Source organism: Kitasatospora sp. NPDC001603 (genome assembly GCF_040298365.1).
GTDB lineage: Bacteria > Actinomycetota > Actinomycetes > Streptomycetales > Streptomycetaceae > Kitasatospora.
The window spans coordinates 1-18,513 of record NZ_JBEPAA010000113.1 but is presented as its reverse complement, the minus strand read 5'-3'; the positions used below and the strand labels follow the sequence as shown (position 1 = coordinate 18,513).

Sequence of the window (18,513 nt, the reverse complement as noted above, 5' to 3'; positions counted from 1 at the left end):
CTTGCGCCCCCGCCCCGCCCGGGCCCCGGGCCCCGCGGGCCCCCCCCCGTCCCCCGGCCACGGCGAAGGCCGCGAGGCGGAGAACCACCTCGCGGCCTTCGCACCGCATCACTGCGCTCACCCGATCGGAGGCTCTGCCTCCATCCGGGCCCTCGGCTCACCCGTTCGGCGCGGCTCCGGTCCGGTGGACCAGCGGTCCTCGTGCACCGGGATCAGGCCGAGCCCCCACCCGCCGGCCGCGAGCAGCCCCAGCGCGGCCCCGTCGGCGGGTTGGCCCCTGAGCACCAGCCAGCCGGCGAGAGCGCCCGCCGACATCGGCAGGAGCCTGCGCAGACGCCGGGGAACCAGCTGCCCCAGCCGTATTCGGGCCTCGGCGAACGTCGTAGCTGCCTTCCGCACGACCGGCCTCCTTCGCTCGCCCCGGGCACCAGGCGCCCGGGCGTCGAGGCCAGGTCAGGCGGCGACCACGTCCATCGCGGCGGCCTTGGGCGAGAGGTTCGCCCGGTCGTTGCCGGGGGCGGGCAGCGGTACCGGTTCGAGCACCGGCCTCAGCAGTTCACCTTCGGAGAGGCTGGACATCGCCGCAAGTTCGGCGAGCGACAGTTCGTCACTGACCTCGCGCATGACCTCGGACATTCGAACGTCGAGGGCGTCGCAGATCGCGGAGAGCAGCTCCGAGGAGGCCTCCTTCTGTCCCCGCTCGACCTCGGAGAGGTAACCGAGCGAAACCCTGGCTGCTGCCGACACCTCGCGAAGTGTGCGGCCCTGGCGCTGGCGCTGCCGACGCAGTACATCGCCCAGTAGGCGACGGAGCAGGATCATCGGTGCCTCCCTCCTCGGACTGCGGATCGAGATGTCACGCCCCCACCGTACCGCCTTGCCCGCTTCGCGTGCGGGGACCATGGTCGTGTTCACTCTGGGCTGCAAGGCTGTCCCCTCCCCTGTTTCGGTGTCGCACCCCGGCCTGCGGGCACCTCGTCGTACCCTCCGTGCGGCACCGGGTCACCGCCGCGCCACTCGTTCGCCACCTGGTTTCTGCCCCAGGACCTCCGATGTAACACGATCCTCCGTCGACCTCATCCCCGTACGCCAGTTCGGCAGATCTCGGTTCGGTGGAGATCTGCGCCGACGGACCGGTCCGGACACCGGGGGCGGAGCCTTCGACGGTGCGGCCGGGCGGCGGGCACCGAGGGTGAGCAGCTGGTCAGTGCGTGGACGCACCGGACGGGAGCCGCCCGACGAGCAGCTCCAGAGCGGCGGTCACCGCTCCGTGACGGATTGTGGCACGGTCCCCCGACAGTCGCGGCGAACTGACCCGACTTCCCCCCGGACCGGCCAGTGCGAGGTGTACCGTGCCCACCGGCTGTCCGTCCTGCGGATCCGGGCCGGCCACTCCGGTGGTCGCGAGCCCGTACGTGGCCCCCAGCAGCCGGCGCACGCCCTCGGCCATCTGCCGGGCCACCAGCGGGTGGACCGGCCCGTGCACGGCCAGCAGCCCCTCGTCGACGCCGAGCACCGAGGCCTTCAGCTCGGTCGCGTACGCGGTGACCGAGCCGCGGAAGGTCGCGGACGCCCCGGGGACGTCGACCAGCGCGGCGGCCAGCAGCCCGCCGGTGAGCGACTCGGCGACCGCCAGCGTGGCGCCCTCCCCGCGCAGTGCGGCGTGCGCCTTCAGCGCCGCCGCCTCGTAGTCGGCTCCGACGTCGCCCGCTCCGGAGTTGTCCACTCCGACGTTGTCCGCTCCGAACCCCACCCCGTCCGCCTCCCTCACCGGCCGGCGCGCTCCGCGGCCAGCCCCTCACGGCGCAGGCGCAGCGCCTGCCCGACGTAGTCCAGCGCCGTCCCGACGGTGAGCAGCACCGCGAGCGCCATCAGCACGGCCCGCGCGGTGGCCAGCCAGCCGGTCAGCTCCAGGACGTACATGCCCACCGCGATGCCCTGGGTGAGCGTCTTCAGCTTGCCGCCCCGGCTGGCCGGGATGACCCCGTACCGGATCACCCAGAACCGCATCACGGTGATGCCCAGCTCGCGGGCCAGGATGACGACGGTGACCCACCACGGCAGGTCGCCCAGCACCGAGAGGCCGATCAGCGCCGAGCCCATGATCGCCTTGTCGGCGATCGGGTCGGCGATCTTCCCGAAGTCGGTGACCAGGCCCTTGCGGCGGGCCAGCTCGCCGTCGAACAGGTCGGTGATCATCGCGACCGCGAACGAGGCCCAGGCCACCGCGCGCCACTTGGGGTCGTGGCCGTCGTCGGCGAAGAGCAGCGCCACGAAGACCGGCACCAGCAGCAGCCGGAGCATCGTGAGCATGTTCGCGATGTTCCAGATTCCCGGCGCCGGCGGGGCCGCGGCCGCCGGTCTGCCCGGGTGAGCCGCGGCCGGAGCGCCGGGCCCCTTGGTCATTCCCCGGCTCCCGGGGCCTGGCCGACCCGGACCTGCTCCAGCGCCTCGGCGATCAGGTCGACGCCCTCGCTGGCGACCACGCGGGCCCGGTAGAACCGGCCGACCTGCGGGTCGGCCACCCCGGTGAGCGTAGTGAGGCCGTCCGTCTCGGGGGCCTGGTGGGCGGCGCGGCCCTCGACCAGGTCGCCGTCGACCGACTCGATCAGCACCTCGACCTCGGTCCCGATCCGCTGCTCGGCCCGCTGGGCGGTCATCTCCTCGGCGAGCCTGGAGAGCCGGTTCAGCCGGTCCGCCACCACGTCCTCGGGCAGCTTGCCGTCGAAGGTCGCCGCCTCGGTGCCGTCCTCGTCCGAGTAGCCGAAGACGCCGATCGCGTCGAGGCCCGCGTGCGTGACGAACCGCTCCAGCTCGGCGAAGTCCTCCTCGGTCTCACCGGGGAAGCCGACGATGAAGTTGGAGCGGGCGCCGGCCTGCGGGGCCTTGCCGCGGATGGTCCCGAGCAGCTGCAGGAACTGGTCGGTGGAGCCGAACCGCCGCATCCGGCGCAGCACCGCGGGCGCCGAGTGCTGGAACGAGAGGTCGAAGTAGGGCACCACGTCGGCGGTGCCGGTCATCGCGTCGATCAGCCCCGGCCGCATCTCGGCGGGCTGCAGGTAGGAGACCCGGACGCGTTCGACGCCCTCGATCGCGGAGATCTCGCCGAGCAGCGTCTCCAGCAGCCGGATGTCGCCGAGGTCCTTGCCGTAGGAGGTGTTGTTCTCGCTGACCAGCACCACCTCGCGGACGCCCTGCGCGGCCAGCCACTGGGCCTCCTGCAGCACGTCGGAGGGGCGGCGCGAGATGAACGAGCCGCGGAAGGCCGGGATGGCGCAGAAGGAGCACCGGCGGTCGCAGCCCGAGGCGAGCTTCACCGAGGCGACCGGGTTGTCGTCCAGCCGCTTGCGCAGGGTGCGCGGGCCGGAGGCCGGGGCGAGGCCCTCGGGCAGGTCCTCGGGGGCCCCGTGGCCCGGCAGGGCGACCTCGGCGGCGGCGGCCTGGCGCTCGACCGGGCTCAGCGGCAGCAGCTTGCGGCGGTCGCGCGGCAGGTGCGGGGCGTGGTGGCCGCCGGACAGGATGGTCTGCAGACGGTCGGAGATGTCGGAGTAGTCGTCGAAACCGAGCACGCCGTCCGCCTCGGGCAGGGCGTCGGCCAGCTCCTTGCCGTACCGCTCGGCCATACAGCCGACTGCGACGACGGCCTGGGTGCGGCCGTGCCCCTTGAGGTCGTTGGCCTCCAGCAGGGCGTCGACGGAGTCCTTCTTGGCGGCCTCGACGAACCCGCAGGTGTTGACGACGGCCACGTCGGCGTCGGAGGCGTCGTCGACCAGCAGCCAGCCGTCGGCCTCCAGTCGCCCGGCGAGTTCCTCGGAGTCCACCTCGTTGCGGGCGCATCCGAGCGTGACAAGGGCGACAGTACGGCGTTCAGGCATAGGGCCAAGATTAACGCGCGGCCTCCGGTGCCGTTCGCCCCGGAGGCCGCGCGCCTCGGATTACCAGATCTTCACCGGGGCGCACGGCCCCTGCCATCAGCCCGCCTGCGGGTCGCCGGGGGTGTACGTGACGTGCACCACCTGGCCGTTCTTCCCGGCCGGACCGAGATCCTTGCCGTTGACGTACACATGCACGGCACCCGCGTTGCCGATCACCAGCTTGATCTGCTTCGGGTCGGTGAAGGTCTGGTCCTGGCCTTCCTCGATGTTGTTCTGGAACAGGGACTTGCCGCTGCCGTCCAGCGCCGAGACCCAGCTGGTGTCCTTCTCGGCGACCAGCTTCACCGTGACCTTGTCGGCCGGGGCGGCCGCGATCGCCGCGGCACTGGGCGCCGGGGCCGGCGGCTGGACGCTCGGTGAGGCGACGGGCGCGACCGAGCCGGTACCGGAACCGCTGGGCAGCGGCGCGCTGGCCGAGCCGGTGGTCGAGCCGCCGGTCTTGCCGCTCACCAGGTTGAAGCCGATCAGGGCGACCACCGCGAAGATCGCGGCCACCATCGCGGCCGTCCAGTTCGGGCGGCCGCGGCCGGGCACCTTGATCGGCCCGCTGTCGATCAGCTGGGTGGGCCGCTTGCCGGCGGGGGCCCCGCCGTGCGCGGCGTCGTACCGGGCGACCAGTGCCTCGCCGTCCACGCCGACCGCCCGGGCGATCGCCCGGATGTGGCCCCGGGCGTAGAAATCGCCACCGCATCGGGCGAAGTCGTCCTCCTCGATGGCATGCACGATCGGCACCCGGACCCGGGTGGCGGTACTCACCTGATCGACCGTGAGTCCGGCGTCGATCCGGGCGACGGACAGCACCCGGCCGATGCTCGGGGCATCGGCCGCGTGGTCCGGCTCGCCGGACAGCTCGGCGGAGGACGGAGCGTTCTCGCGATCGGGGGACTTGCCGATGGTCACGGTGCACGCCTTTCGAGCGGATGGCCACCTGCTGGAGAACAGTCTAGGGGCGGAGGAGGATCGTTTCTCAAGCGGAGCAGGACCGAATGCGCACGCCCATCCGGGCACGGTTCCGATCGTCCACTGACCGACAGTCAGGACGGGGGCCGACGAACCCGGAGGCCGCTCCTGCGCCCTGTGACGCGGTGCACGTTCGATCGGTTCCGCGCACCGCGCCTACCCTCCTCCGAACGAGTGAACACCCGCAAGGGCACGCACCGTCCGGGGCGGCCGGTCAGCCCCGGATGGCGATGAGCACGCCGTCCAGCTCGTCCGGTTTCACCAGGACGTCGCGGGCCTTGGAGCCCTCGCTCGGGCCGACGATCCCGCGCGACTCCATCAGGTCCATCAGCCGGCCCGCCTTGGCGAAACCGACCCGCAGCTTGCGCTGGAGCATCGAGGTGGAGCCGAACTGGGTGGAGACGACCAGCTCGGCGGCCTGGATCAGCAGGTCCAGATCGTCGCCGATCTCCTCGTCGATCTCCTTCTTCGGCCCGCCGCCGACCGTCACGTCGTCCCGGTAGACCGCCGTCAGCTGATCCTTGCAGTGCTGGACGACGGCGGCGATCTCGGCCTCGGTGACGAACGCGCCCTGCATCCGGACGGGCTTGCTCGCGCCCATCGGGAGGAAGAGCGCGTCGCCCTTGCCGATCAGCTTCTCCGCGCCGGGCTGGTCGAGGATGACCCGGGAGTCGGCCATCGCGGAGGTGGCGAAGGCCAGCCGGGACGGCACGTTGGCCTTGATCAGACCGGTGACCACGTCCACCGAGGGCCGCTGGGTGGCCAGCACCAGGTGGATGCCGGCCGCGCGGGCCAGCTGGGTGATCCGGACCACCGAGTCCTCGACGTCGCGCGGGGCGACCATCATCAGGTCGGCCAGCTCGTCGACGATCACCAGCAGGTACGGGTACGGGGTCAGCTCGCGCTCGCTGCCCAGCGGGGCGGTCACCTTGCCGGCCTTCACCGCCGCGTTGAAGTCGTCGACGTGCCGGAAGCCGAACGCGGCCAGGTCGTCGTAGCGCAGGTCCATCTCGCGCACCACCCACTGGAGGGCCTCGGCGGCCTTCTTGGGGTTGGTGATGATCGGCGTGATCAGGTGCGGGATGCCCTCGTACGCGGTCAGCTCGACCCGCTTGGGGTCGACCAGCACCATCCGGACCTCGTCCGGGGTGGCCCGCGCCAGGATCGAGGTGATCAGGCAGTTGATGCAGGACGACTTGCCGGCGCCGGTCGCGCCGGCCACCAGGATGTGCGGCATCTTCGCGAGGTTGGCCATCACGGTGTGGCCCTCGACGTCCTTGCCCATCCCGACCACCATCGGGTGGGTGTCCTCGGCGGCCGTGCGCGAGCGCAGCAGGTCCCCGAGGTTGACCATCTCGCGGTCCCGGTTGGGGATCTCGATGCCGACCGCGGACTTCCCCGGGATCGGGCTGATGATCCGCACGTCCGGGCTGGCCACCGCGTACGCGATGTTCTTGGCGAGCGCGGTGATCCGCTCAACCTTGACGGCCGGGCCCAGCTCGACCTCGTAGCGGGTGACCGTCGGCCCCCGGGTGAAGCCGGTGACCTTGGCGTCCACCTTGAACTCGCCGAAGGTCCCGGTGAGCTGGGCCACCACCTCGTCGTTGAGGGCGCTGCGGGCCTTCGCCGGGCCGCCGCGCTCCAACAGGTCGAGCGGGGGGAGCGCGTAGGTGACGTCGCCGGAGAGCTGGAGCTGCTCCATCCGCACCGGGGCCGGGCCGTGCTCCTCGGGGGCCGCCTGGCCGCCGCTGCGGGCGGGCGGCACGGCGGCCTCCTCCGGCGGGGCGGTGCGGTCCTGCACCTGGTGCATCATGTCCGCCACCGCCGAGGAGGCGGGCACCCCGTAGACCAGCGCGCCGTCCAGGTCCGCGGCGGCCCCGGCGGCGAGGTCGCGGGTGGCGTACGGGTCCACCGGGTCCTCGCCGAACGGGTCCTTCGCGAGCAGGTCGGGGACGCCGGAGGCGAGCTCCGGGTCGTCCAGCTGCTTGCGGCGGCGCCGGCGACGGCGGGCACCGACCTCGTCCGGCGGAGCGAGACCGTCGATCTCGACGCGGTACGGCAGCGCCGAGGGGTCCGCGTCCTCCGGCGGCTCGGTGGAGAACTCGCGCTCCGGCGCACGCCCCTCGGCGAAGGCGTCCTGCGGGCCGGGCTCGACCACGCCGAGCCGCACCCCGGCGGCGCGCAGCCGTTCGGGGATCCGGTTGACCGGGGTGGCGGTGGTCACCAGCAGGCCGAAGAAGGCCAGCAGCAGGAGCAGCGGCACCGCGAGCGGCGGCCCGGCGGCGGCCATCATCGGGGTGGAGACGGCCCAGCCGACGATCCCGCCGGCCGCCCTTATCCGGGTCGCGCCGCTGCCCATCATGGGCGCGCCGCAGCCGATGTGGACCAGTCCGAGCACGCCGACCACCAGGGCGCTCAGACCGATCATGATCCGCCCGTTGGCCTCCGGCAGCTCCGGGTGGCGCATCAGCCGGACGGCGACCAGGGCCAGCAGGAACGGCACCAGCACGTCCAGCCGGCCGAAGAGCCCGGAGACCACGTTGGTGGCCGCCTCGCCGAGCCAGCCCTGCGGGCTGAACCAGGTGCCGGCGGCGGTGACCAGCGCGAGCGCGAACAGCAGCAGGCCCACGCCGTCCTTGCGGTGCGCCGGGTCGAGGTTCTTGGCGCCGTCGCCGAAGCCGCGGAAGACCGCGCCGACGCTGTGCGCCAGGCCGAGCCAGACGGCCCGGACGGCCCGGAAGAGTATCGGCCTCGGTGCCGGCGGGGCGGGCGGCGCGGCCTTGGCCGCCGCCTTCTTCGCCGGGGCGGCCTTCTTGGCGGCCGCCTTCTTCGCGACCGGCTTGGCCGGAGCCTTCGCCGCGGCCTTCTTGGACGGTCCCGGACTCGGGTTGCGTGCCGCGCTTCCGGGCGTACGTGTGGCCATGGCTCAGCAGCCTACCGGGGCCGACCAGCTGTGCCCACGTGCCGAGCCGGGGCGGCCCGCCGTGTCGCAGACACACCGTCACACCGCCCCGGTTTCACCCGGACGGGTGCGCGCGGGCGCCGCTACTCCACCCCGGGACGCAACGCGTCCAGGGCCCGCCGCAGACCCGACAGCTTGCGCTCCAGATGCGCCGCGGTGGCGGCGACCCCGCCGTCCTCGGTGCCGTCCAGCTGCTTGACGAGCGCCTCGGCCTGCTCCTCCACCGACGCCAGCCGCGCCGACAGCTCGCCGAGCAGCGCACCGCCGAGGGCAGGCTGCTCGCCGCCCGCCTCCAGTTGCAGGCGCAGCAGCGCCGCCTGCTCCTTGAGCTGGCAGTTCTTCATGTAGAGGTCGACGAAGACCGAGACCTTGGCGCGCAGCACCCACGGGTCGAAGGGCTTGGAGATGTAGTCCACCGCGCCCGCCGCGTAGCCGCGGAAGGTGTGGTGCGGCCCGTGGTTGAGCGCGGTCAGGAAGATGATCGGGATGTCCCGGGTGCGCTCCCGCCGCTTGATGTGGGCGGCCGTCTCGAACCCGTCCATCCCGGGCATCTGGACGTCCAGCAGGATCACCGCGAAATCGTCGGTGAGCAGCGCCTTGAGCGCCTCCTCGCCGGAGGCCGCCCGTACCAGCGTCTGGTCCAGCGCCGAGAGGATCGCCTCCAGCGCCAGCAGGTTCTCCGGCCGGTCGTCGACCAGGAGGATCTTCGCCTTCTGCATTACGGCCCGCCCTCCTGTCGCCTGCCTGCCTGGGGAAGGCACTCGCACACTGCCCACCACTACCCCGGTCATGCTAGCCGCACCCCCTCGCCCGGCACACCGCCCCGTCGCAAACCTGGTCCGGGGCAACGCGCACCCAGTGCCCCGGCGCACGCTCACCAGCGAGTCGCCGTCCGGTCACTGTTCGCAACGATCGGTGACCCTACCGGGTTCCCGGCCCTCCCCGCCAGCAAAGCACGCCCCGAAAGGCGCGAACCCCGGAGCGGGCTCCGGGGTTCGCGCCCCCACGACCCGGTGGGGTACCGGGCGGCGGGGGCGGGCCCGGCCGCGGAGGGCCGCGTCAGGACTTCCGCGCCGACAGCCACTCGTGCATCACGGTGAGCAGGTGGTCGGTCTCCACCGGCTTGGTGATGTGGTCGGTGGCACCGGCCTCCAGGGACTTCTCCCGGTCGCCCTTCATCGCCTTGGCGGTCAGCGCGATGATCGGCAGCCCGGCGAACTGCGGCATCCGGCGGATCGCCTCGGTCGTCGCGTAGCCGTCCATCTCCGGCATCATGATGTCCATCAGGACCAGCGCGACGTTCTCGTGCTGCTCCAGCATCTCGATGCCCTCACGGCCGTTCTCGGCGTACAGCACGGTCAGCCCGTGCTGCTCCAGGACACTGGTGAGCGCGAAGACGTTGCGGACGTCGTCGTCCACGATCAGCACCTGCTGACCGTCGAAGCGGGTGTCCACCCGGGACGGCTGGTGGGGCGCCGGGCCGCCGGACGGCAGCCGGCCCTCGATCGGTGCCTCCAGGGCCGCACGACGGCGCTCCACGGCGCCGCGGCGGCGCTCCTCCGCGAGTTCGCGGACCTCCTGGGCCCAGTGGTCCGCCGGGTTCTCGCCGACCGGGACGGGCGTGCCCGCCGGGGTGACGCCGACCGCGGCGCGGATCGTCGGGGCGTTCGGCGCGGACGGCGGCGCGACCTCCCCGCCGTCGGTGCGCAGCGGCAGGTAGAGGGTGAACGTCGAGCCCGCGCCCAGCTCGCTCTCGGCGTGGATCTCGCCGCCGAGCAGCCGGGCGATCTCCCGGCTGATCGAGAGCCCGAGACCGGTGCCGCCGTACTTGCGGCTGGTGGTGCCGTCGGCCTGCTTGAACGCCTCGAAGATCTCCCGCAGCTTGTTCTCCGGGATGCCGATGCCCGTGTCGGAGACCGAGAAGGCGATCAGCGGGTCGTCCGGGCCCTTGATCGCGCCGGCCTCCAGCAGCCGCTCGCGGACGTGCTGCGGGACGTCGGGACCGGCCGGGCTGATCGAGAAGTCCACCGCGCCGGAGTCGGTGAACTTGACCGCGTTGGAGATCAGGTTCCGCAGCACCTGCTGGAGCCGCTGCTCGTCGGTGTGCAGGGTGACCGGCAGCGCCGAGGAGACCCGGACGGCGAAGTCCAGGTTCTTGTCCAGCGCGACCGGCTGGAAGGTGGCCTCCACGTAGTCGACCAGCTGCACCAGGGCGATCCGGGACGGGCGGACGTCCATCTTGCCCGCCTCGACCTTGGAGAGGTCCAGGATGTCGTTGATCAGCTGGAGCAGGTCCGACCCGGCGCCGTGGATGGTGTCGGCGAATTCGACCTGCTTGGGCGAGAGGTTGCCCTCGTTGTTGTCGGAGAGCAGCTTGGCCAGGATCAGCAGCGAGTTGAGCGGGGTCCGCAGCTCGTGCGACATGTTGGCGAGAAACTCGCTCTTGTAGCGGGAGGCCAGGGCGAGTTGCTCGGCGCGCTCCTCCAGGACCTGCCGGGCCTCTTCGATCTCGCTGTTCTTGATCTCGATGTCGCGGTTCTGCTGGGCGAGTTGCTCGGCCTTCTCCTGCAACTCCTCGTTGGTCCGCTCCAGTTCCTCCTGGCGCGCCTCCAACTCGGCCGATCGCATCGAGAGTTCGGCGGTGAGCCGCTGGGACTCCAGCAGCAGGCCCTCGGTCTTGGTGTTGACGCTGATGGTGTTGACCGTGACGCCGATCAGATCGGCGATCTGGTTGAGGAAGTCCAGCGCGACGGTGGTGAAGGAGCTGAAGGTGGCCAGCTCGATCACGCCCAGCAGGCGGCCCTCGAACAGCACCGGCAGCACCACGATGTGGGCCGGCGAGGCCTCCCCGAGGCCCGAGGCGATCTTCAGGTACCCGGGCGGGGCCTCCTTGAGGATGATCGAGCGCTTCTCCACCGCCGCCTGGCCGATCAGCGACTCGCCGGGCCGGAAGGTCGTCGGCATCGCCCGCCGCTGGTAGCCGTAGCTGCCGATCAGCCGCAGCACGGTGTCGTTCTCGTCGTCGTCCTCGGTGATCAGCTCGGCGGTCCGGCCGGCCGGCTGGGCCAGGAAGAACGCGCCGTGCTGGGCCGAGACCACCGGGGTCAGCTCGGTCATGATCAGCGAGGCGACCGCCTCCAGGTCCCGACGGCCCTGCAGCAGGCCGGAGATCCGGGCCAGGTTGGTCTTCAGCCAGTCCTGTTCCTGGTTGGTGCGCGTGGTCTCGCGCAGGTTGGCGATCATCTGGTTGATGTTGTCCTTGAGCTCGTCGAGCTCACCGGACGCGTCCACGTCGATCCGCAGCGAGAGGTCGCCCCTGGTCACCGCGGTGGCGACCTGGGCGATCGCGCGCACCTGCCGGGTCAGGTTGTTGGCCAGCTCGTTCACCGACTCGGTGAGGTCCTGCCAGGTGCCGTCCACGCCGGGGACGCGGGCCTGCCCGCCGAGCCGCCCGTCGGTGCCCACCTCGCGGGCCACCCGGGTCACCTCGTCGGCGAACGCCGAGAGCTGGTCGACCATCGTGTTGATGCTGGTCTTGAGCTGCAGGATCTCGCCTCGCGCATCGACGTCGATCTTCTGCGAGAGGTCGCCGCGGGCCACCGCCGTGATCACCAGGGCGATGTTGCGGACCTGCCCGGTGAGGTTGTTGGCCATCAGGTTGACGTTGTCGGTCAGGTCCTTCCAGATCCCGGCCACGCCCGGCACCCCGGCCTGGCCGCCCAGGATGCCGTCGGTGCCGACCTCGCGGGCCACCCGGGTCACCTCCACCGCGAAGGCGGAGAGCTGGTCGACCATCGTGTTCAGGGTGCCGGCCAGCGCGGCGACCTCGCCCTGCGCCTCGATGTCGATCTTCTTGGAGAGGTCACCGCGGGCCACCGCGGTGGCGACCTCGGCGATGTTGCGCACCTGGCTGGTCAGATTGGACGCCATGAAGTTGACGTTGTCCGTCAGGTCCTTCCAGATGCCCGACACCCCGCGGACCCGGGCCTGGCCGCCCAGGATCCCCTCGGTACCCACCTCGCGGGCCACCCGGGTCACCTCGTCGGCGAACGCCGAGAGCTGGTCGACCATCGTGTTGACGGTGGTGACCAGCTCCAGGATCTCGCCGCGGGCGTCGACGGTGATCTTCTTGGAGACGTCGCCGCGCGCGACCGCCGTGGTGACCTCCGCGATGTTGCGGACCTGGCTGGTCAGGTTGTTGGCCATCAGGTTGACGCTGTTGGTCAGGTCCTTCCAGGTGCCGGAGACCCCCGGCACGCTCGCCTGACCGCCGAGGATGCCCTCGGTACCGACGTCCCGGGCGACTCTGGTCACCTCGTCGGCGAAGGCGCCCAGCTGGTCCACCATGGTGTTGATGGTGTTCTTCAGCTCCAGGATCTCGCCCCGCGCGTCCACCTGGATCTTCTGCGACAGGTCGCCCTTGGCCACCGCCGTCGTCACCTGCGCGATGTTGCGCACCTGATCGGTGAGGTTGTTCGCCATGAAGTTGACGTTGTCGGTGAGGTCCCGCCAGACCCCGGCGGCGCCCGGCACCTGCGCCTGACCGCCCAGGCGGCCCTCGGTACCGACCTGGCGGGCCACCCGGGTCACCTGCTCGGCGAAGCCGGAGAGCTGGTCCACCATCGTGTTGATGGTGTTCTTCAGCTCCAGGATCTCGCCCCGCGCGTCCACCTCGATCTTCTGCGAGAGGTCCCCGCGCGCGACCGCCGTCGTCACCTGCGCGATGTTGCGCACCTGGCCGGTCAGGTTGTCGGCCATGAAGTTCACCGAGTCGGTGAGGTCCCGCCACACCCCCGCGACGCCCGGGACCTGCGCCTGACCGCCCAGGCGGCCCTCCGTGCCCACGTCCCGGGCCACCCTGGTGACCTGCGCCGCGAAGCCGTTCAGCTGGTCCACCATGGTGTTCACGGTGTTCTTCAGCTCAAGCATCTCGCCGGCCACCTCGACCGTGACCTTGCGCGAGAGGTCGCCCTTGGCCACCGCCGTGGTCACCTGGGCGATGTTGCGCACCTGCGCGGTCAGCCGGCCGGCCATCGTGTTGACCGAGTCCGCGAGGTCCTTCCAACTGCCCGAGACGCTGCGCACCTTGGCCTGGCCGCCCAGCTTGCCCTCGGTGCCGACCTCGATGGCCACCCGGGTCACCTCGTCGGTGAACTCCGACAGCTGGTCCACCAGACCGTTGACCGTCCGGCCGATCTTCAGGTACTCGCCACGCAGCGGGTGGCTCACCCCGTTGCTGTGCAGCGAGCGCAGCTCCATCTTCTGGTCCAGGTCGCCCTCGGCGATCGAGGCCAGCACCCGGCCCACCTCGGCCATCGGCCGGGCCAGGTCGTCGATCAGCGCGTTGCAGTTGTCGACGGCCGCCATCCAGGCGCCCTCGCCCGCACCCGTCTCCAGCCGCTCGTTCAGCCGGCCCTCACGGCCCACCGCGCGCCGGACCCTGGCCAGCTCACCGGTCAGGTGCTGGTTCCGCTCGGCGACCTCGTTGAACACGGCGGCGATCTCGGCCAGCGGACCGTCGCCGGGCACGGTCAGCCGCCGCCGGAAGTTGCCGTCGCGCATCGCGGTCAGCGCGGCCAGAAGCTTGCGCAGCTCCGCCGGCTCGGCTCCGCGGCTGTGGTTCGCTCGCCGGCCGGCCGCGCTCCGCGGCGCGGCCCCGGGCCGCACACCGCGCTGGGCAGGCGGCGTCGTACCGGTTGCGTCCTTGGTGGCCGAACTCAACGGGCCCCTCCCAGATCGTGAACTGTCCGGTGATCCCCCGTGCCCCGTTTTCGGGGCGCGAAGCCACACCGGTCGGCGCTACAGCGTCCCGGTGACCTCGCGGACCACCGGAACCCGCATCGACCGTACTGCTCCCACGGGCGTCACGGACCCCCCAGTCTGGCAGCACCGGCGCCGGGTATACGGCCGGTTGCGCTCGGTTGGTACCGCCCCGGCCGAAACAGGTGGGCAGAATCACCCTCAGGTGCCTGTTTCGGCGCCCCGCCCCCACGGGGAACCAACCGGAAAGTAGGGTGGGGCGCTGCACCGGGCCACGACCCGCCCCAGCGCCGCCGCTCACCCCGCCGGCGCCCACGGGGAGGTCGCCGCCGCACCCGGGCAGCCGGGCCAGAGCAGAGGAGAAGTGGCAACGTGGTCACCGCGCGCGCAGCCGCCACCTTCGAACCGGTCGGCCGGTCGGCCTCGGCCGCCCGCTCGTTCGTCCGGGACGCGCTGCTGGGCTGGGGCCTGCCCGAGATCGTCGACGACGCCGTGGTCCTGGTCAGCGAACTCGTCACCAACGCCGTGGTGCACGCCGGCACCGCCGCCGAGGTCTGCTGCCTGCGCGAGGAGGAGACCGTCCGGATCGAGGTCACCGACCACCACCCCGAGCGCGGCCTGCCGTCCTTCGCCGACGTCCCCGTCACCGCCTCCGAGCGCTACGCCGACCCCGACGGCGAAGGCGGCCGCGGCCTGCTGATGTGCTCCGCCCTCGCCGAACGCTGGGGCGTCGAGTACTCCGCCGGCCGCAAGACCGTCTGGTTCCGGCTCGCCCTGCCCGCCCACGTCACCGGCACCCGCTACGCCGTCCCCGCCACCCCGGGCAGCGAACTGCCCAGCAGCGCCGGACCGGTCCACGTCGCCGTCGTCCAGCTCGACGACGACGGCCGCGTGCTCGCCTGGAACCCGGACGCCGAGGCGCTCTTCCAGCACCCCGCCGACACCGTGCTCGGCCGCCCCTGGGCCGACCTCGCCGTCTGGCCGCAGGGCCCCGGCACCGGGCTCGGGCTGGCCGCGACGCTGCGGCTGGCCCGCTGGGAGGGCAGCTACGGCCTGCGCCACGCCGACGGCCGGACCGTCGAGGTCTACGGCCTGCAGGTCCGCATCCGCGACGCCGTGGGCGTCCCGTCCACGCTCTGCCTGCTCGTCCTCGAACCCGACCGCGCGGTGCTCCGCTCGCCCACCCGGGCGCTGCCCGGCGACAAGCCCGACCCGACCGGCTCCCGGCTGGACCTGCTCGCCGGTCCCACCGCCACCGACGACCTGGACACCCTCCTGCAGCGCACCGTCGAACGTGCCCGCGACCTGCTCGACGGCGACGCCGCCTACCTGCTGCTCACCACCGACGACGAGACCGAGTTCGAGGTCCGGGCCGCCACCGGCCTCACCTCCGGCCACCGCCGCCACACCCGCTTCCCGGTCGGCACCGGCAACCGCTACGACTCCGCCCGCCTGCCGTCCGTCCACGAGGACCTCGCCACCCGGCCGACCGGTCTGCCGGTGCTCAGCGACAGCGGCATGCGCTCGCTGCTCACCGTCCCGCTCAAGGTCGAGGGCCGGCTGATCGGCTCGCTGGGCATCGCCGCCGCCGCGCCCGGCCGCTACGACAACGAGGACGCCCTGCGCCTGCAGTTCGCCGCCGACCGGGTCGCCCTGGCCATCGAGAGCACCCGGCTCACCGAGCTCGAACGGCTGCGCCGCGGCTCGCTCTCCTTCCTGGTCGAGGCCTCCGACCTGCTGGCCGGCACGCTGGAGCACGAGCAGACGCTCGCCCTGATGGCGCAGATGGCCGTCCCCACCCTCGCCTCCTGGTGCGCCGTGTACACCAACGGCGACCACGGCGCCCCGGCCTCCCTCGCCTTCGTGCTGCACGAGGACGAGGACCGCATCGACCCGCTGCGCGCCCTGCTCGACAAGACGCCCGCCCCGGACTCCGGACCCACTCACGGCGCCCGCTTCTGGGCGGCGCCGGCCGAGACCGCGCGGACCGGCGGCCTTTCCGCGAACCCCGAGCTCTCCGGCCTGCTCGGTGAGACGGTGGTCCTGCCGCTGGCCGCCCGCAACCGGGTCATCGGCCTGCTCGCGCTCGGCGTCCCGGCCGGCGTCCGGCTCCGCCAGGAGATCCTGGAACTCGCCGAGGACCTCTCCCGGCGGGCCGCCCTCGCGCTCGACAACTCCCGCCTCTACTCGGAGCGCACCGCCACCAGCCAGGCGCTGCAGCGCAGTCTGCTCCCCCCGGACCTGCCCGAGATCCCGGGCGTCGAGGTGGACGTGTACTACCAGGCCGCCGGCGAGGGCAACGAGGTCGGCGGCGACTTCTACGACCTCTTCACCATCCGCGAGGGCACCTACGGCTTCGCCATCGGCGACGTCTGCGGCACCGGTCCCGAGGCCGCCTCCGTCACCGGCCTGGCCCGGCACTCGCTGCGGCTGCTCGCCCGCGAGGGACTGGACGCCCCGCAGGTCCTCAGCAGGCTCAACGCGGCCATCCTGGACGAGGGTTCGCGCAGCCGCTTCCTCACCCTGCTCTACGGCGAGCTCACGCCCCGACCGGACGGCAGCACCGAACTGTCCATGGTCTGCGCCGGCCACCCGCTGCCGCTGCGGCTGCGCACCGACGGCCAGGTCGACCGGGCCGCCACCCCGCAGCCGCTGCTCGGCGTGATGGAGGAACTCGACCTGACCGCGGAGCACTTGGTGCTCTCCCCCGGCGAGGTCCTGCTCTGCGTCACCGACGGCGTGACCGAACGCCGCGAGGGGTCGCGGATGCTGGGCGACGACGGCCTGGCCGAGGTGCTCACCGGCTGTACCGGGCTGACGGCCGGTGCCGTCGCCCTGCGCGTGCAGCGGGCGGTCGAACGCTTCGCGCCGGAGCCGCCGTCCGACGACATGGCGATCCTCACCCTGCGCGTCCCCACCCAGCGCCCGGGCTGACCGAGTCTGCTCACCCGGGGTCCAACCATGAGCGTTCCACAGCTGACGACGCCACAAATTGTGTGATTCACAAGGGTACAAGCTGGTCCGGCCGGGTACACCGATCTCACCGGGGAATCCCCCGGCGGGGACACGACCAGCAGTTCTTCACGCTGGCCCATCATTCTGACCGCAGCCGTCGCACCCTCCTGTGGTGCGCCCTCGGCGCGGTCGCGCGCATCCACCTCATCGAACATCCTCCTGCGGTTCACAGCGCCCTGCGCGCGCCCAGAGTGAAAGGAGCCTCCGGTGAGCAACGAAGCTACCGGGGCACTGAACGCCCGCTCCACCGGAGCCGACGCGGGGAACCTCGGTTACCTCGCCCTCGGCCTGACCCTCCTCGCCTACGGCCTCCTCTCCACTGGCATCTTCAGTGGCACCGGGGTCGGGGACTCCGCCCGTCTCGCCCACCTCCTCGGCGGCCTCACCCTGTTCATCGCCGGCCTCTGGCAGCTCCGGGCCGGCGAGGGCTTCACCGGCACGGCCTTCACCAGCCTGGGCGCCTTCTGGGCCACCTGGTCGGCCGCCGGCGGGGCCGGCAAGAACGCGGCAGGCCTGTTCCTGCTGCTCTGGGCCCTGCTCGCGCTCACCCTCACTGCCGCGAGCTGGAAGGCAGGCTGGTTCAGCCGCGCGGTGTACGGCCTGCTGACCGTCTCCCTGGCGCTCTCCGCCATCGCGACCTTCGCCACCTCCGGCGGGCTCGCCAAGTTCGCCGGCTGGGTCGCCGCGGCCTCCGGGCTGGTCGCCTGGTACTGGGCCACCGCGGCCATGACCAACAGCGCGTGGGGCCGGGTGGCACTGCCGGTCAAGTAGCACCCGACGCGCGAACTCCGGTGGGCCGGACCTTCCCGGAAGGGAGGTCCGGCCCACCGGCCCGTGGTGCTCGCACCCGCGTCAGCTCCCGGTGGTGACGTGCTCCCCGGTCTGGGCTCCGGCCACCGCGGCGTCCGGACCGGACGCCGCCCGGCGGGCCCGCCGACGGCCGCAGGCCGCCTGGACCGCGTACGCGAAGAGCAGGATCACCACGGCCACCAGGCCGTCCGCCCAGAAGTGGTTGGCGGTGACCACCACCACCGCGACGGTCAGCACCGGGTGCAGGACCACCAGCCAGCGCAGCGGGCTCGACGACACCCTGATCACCGCGACCGCCGCCAGCACGCACCAGGCCACGTGCACCGACGGCATCGCCGACAGCTGGGCGACCTTGACCATCCCGCCGACCGCGCCGCCGTACACCGACTGCCCGTACTCCGCCGCGACGTCGACGAACCCCTCCTGCGGCAGCATCCGGGGCGGCGCCACCGGGATGAACTGCACCGCCAGGCAGATCGCCGTCGTGATCACGACCGTGTTCCGCACCCACGGGTAGCGGGCCCGGTGCCGCACGAAGACCCAGAGCAGCACCGCGATCATCACGGTGAAGTGCATCGACGCGTAGTAGTAGTTCGCCGCCTTCACCACGGCCGGACACGAGGTCACGGCCGCCTGCCAGGAGGCCTCGTCCGGCAGGCCGATCGCCAGCTCCGTCCGGTGGATCCAGCTCGCCCGGTCCAGCGCGTGCTCGGCGCTCATCAGCGAGAGGTGCCCCACCAGCTGCCAGAGCGCGAACAGCGCCAGCAAGGTGCCGGCCTCCCGCAGCAGCGCCGACAGCGGTGCGCGCCGCACCCGGGCGGCCGCGTAGGCGCCTCCGTAGAGAGCGACCGCGGCACCCCCGGCGGACTGCCAGGTAAGAGTCAGGTTCTGCAACGGTTCGCGCCTCTCCACCGAGCGGGTTGTGCTGGGGAGACGTTAACGCAAAAAGACCCCCTCCCGAACGGGAGGGGGTCTTTTTGGAATGATTGTTCGGCGGCGTCCTACTCTCCCACAGGGTCCCCCCTGCAGTACCATCGGCGCTGTGAGGCTTAGCTTCCGGGTTCGGAATGT

The 18,513-nt window shown here is 72.3% G+C and carries 12 protein-coding genes and 1 rRNA gene; 2 read left to right on the top strand and 11 right to left on the bottom strand.

The window, feature by feature from the left end; genetic code table 11:
* Positions 1-117 precede the first annotated feature (117 nt).
* The 9 genes from ABT263_RS36405 to ABT263_RS36365 form a co-directional block, all read right to left on the bottom strand.
* A complete protein-coding gene (locus ABT263_RS36405; protein WP_352297606.1) occupies positions 118-399 on the bottom strand; it encodes a hypothetical protein in 282 nt (93 codons plus the stop codon).
* A 54-nt stretch (positions 400-453) separates the two neighbouring features.
* Entirely contained in the window at positions 454-822 is a 369-nt protein-coding gene (locus ABT263_RS36400) for a helix-turn-helix domain-containing protein (RefSeq protein ID WP_329489809.1), read from the bottom strand.
* Between the two features lie 382 nt (positions 823-1,204).
* Positions 1,205-1,675 carry a CinA family protein gene (locus ABT263_RS36395; RefSeq protein ID WP_329492264.1) on the bottom strand — a complete coding sequence of 157 codons (471 nt, stop codon included), beginning with the start codon at positions 1,673-1,675 and terminating at the stop codon, positions 1,205-1,207.
* A gap of 92 nt (positions 1,676-1,767) precedes the next feature.
* Positions 1,768-2,406, bottom strand: a complete 639-nt coding sequence (pgsA, locus tag ABT263_RS36390) for a CDP-diacylglycerol--glycerol-3-phosphate 3-phosphatidyltransferase (RefSeq protein WP_352297603.1) — start codon at positions 2,404-2,406, stop codon at positions 1,768-1,770.
* Entirely contained in the window at positions 2,403-3,875 is a 1,473-nt protein-coding gene (gene rimO / locus ABT263_RS36385; protein WP_352297600.1) for a 30S ribosomal protein S12 methylthiotransferase RimO, read from the bottom strand. The genes pgsA and rimO overlap by 4 nt, the downstream gene beginning before the upstream one ends.
* Positions 3,876-3,971: 96 nt before the next feature.
* Positions 3,972-4,835 (bottom strand): helix-turn-helix domain-containing protein, encoded by an 864-nt coding sequence (locus ABT263_RS36380; RefSeq protein WP_352297597.1) that lies wholly within the window; start codon positions 4,833-4,835, stop codon positions 3,972-3,974.
* A gap of 274 nt (positions 4,836-5,109) precedes the next feature.
* Complete coding sequence (locus ABT263_RS36375; protein WP_352297594.1) at positions 5,110-7,818, bottom strand: DNA translocase FtsK; 2,709 nt, start codon at positions 7,816-7,818, stop codon at positions 5,110-5,112.
* Positions 7,819-7,940: 122 nt separating this feature from the next.
* Positions 7,941-8,576: a response regulator gene (locus ABT263_RS36370; protein WP_352297591.1), complete on the bottom strand. Its 636-nt coding sequence runs from the start codon at positions 8,574-8,576 to the stop codon at positions 7,941-7,943.
* A 340-nt stretch (positions 8,577-8,916) separates the two neighbouring features.
* Positions 8,917-13,419, bottom strand: a complete 4,503-nt coding sequence (locus ABT263_RS36365; protein WP_502885924.1) for a HAMP domain-containing hybrid sensor histidine kinase/response regulator — start codon at positions 13,417-13,419, stop codon at positions 8,917-8,919.
* Positions 13,420-13,989: 570 nt separating this feature from the next.
* On the opposite strand from ABT263_RS36365, the gene ABT263_RS36360 reads away from it, so the two are divergent.
* Together ABT263_RS36360 and ABT263_RS36355 are read left to right on the top strand one after the other, a co-directional pair.
* Entirely contained in the window at positions 13,990-16,551 is a 2,562-nt protein-coding gene (locus tag ABT263_RS36360) for a SpoIIE family protein phosphatase (protein WP_352297589.1), read from the top strand.
* 288 nt (positions 16,552-16,839) lie between these two features.
* Positions 16,840-17,403, top strand: coding sequence for an acetate uptake transporter (locus tag ABT263_RS36355; protein ID WP_352297587.1), 564 nt, complete (start codon positions 16,840-16,842; stop codon positions 17,401-17,403).
* Positions 17,404-17,484: 81 nt separating this feature from the next.
* On the opposite strand, the gene ABT263_RS36350 is transcribed toward ABT263_RS36355, so the two are convergent.
* Together ABT263_RS36350 and rrf are read right to left on the bottom strand one after the other, a co-directional pair.
* Positions 17,485-18,354 (bottom strand): phosphatase PAP2 family protein, encoded by an 870-nt coding sequence (locus tag ABT263_RS36350; RefSeq protein WP_352297584.1) that lies wholly within the window; start codon positions 18,352-18,354, stop codon positions 17,485-17,487.
* 76 nt (positions 18,355-18,430) lie between these two features.
* Positions 18,431-18,513 (bottom strand): 5S ribosomal RNA (gene rrf, locus ABT263_RS36345); the annotation flags it as partial.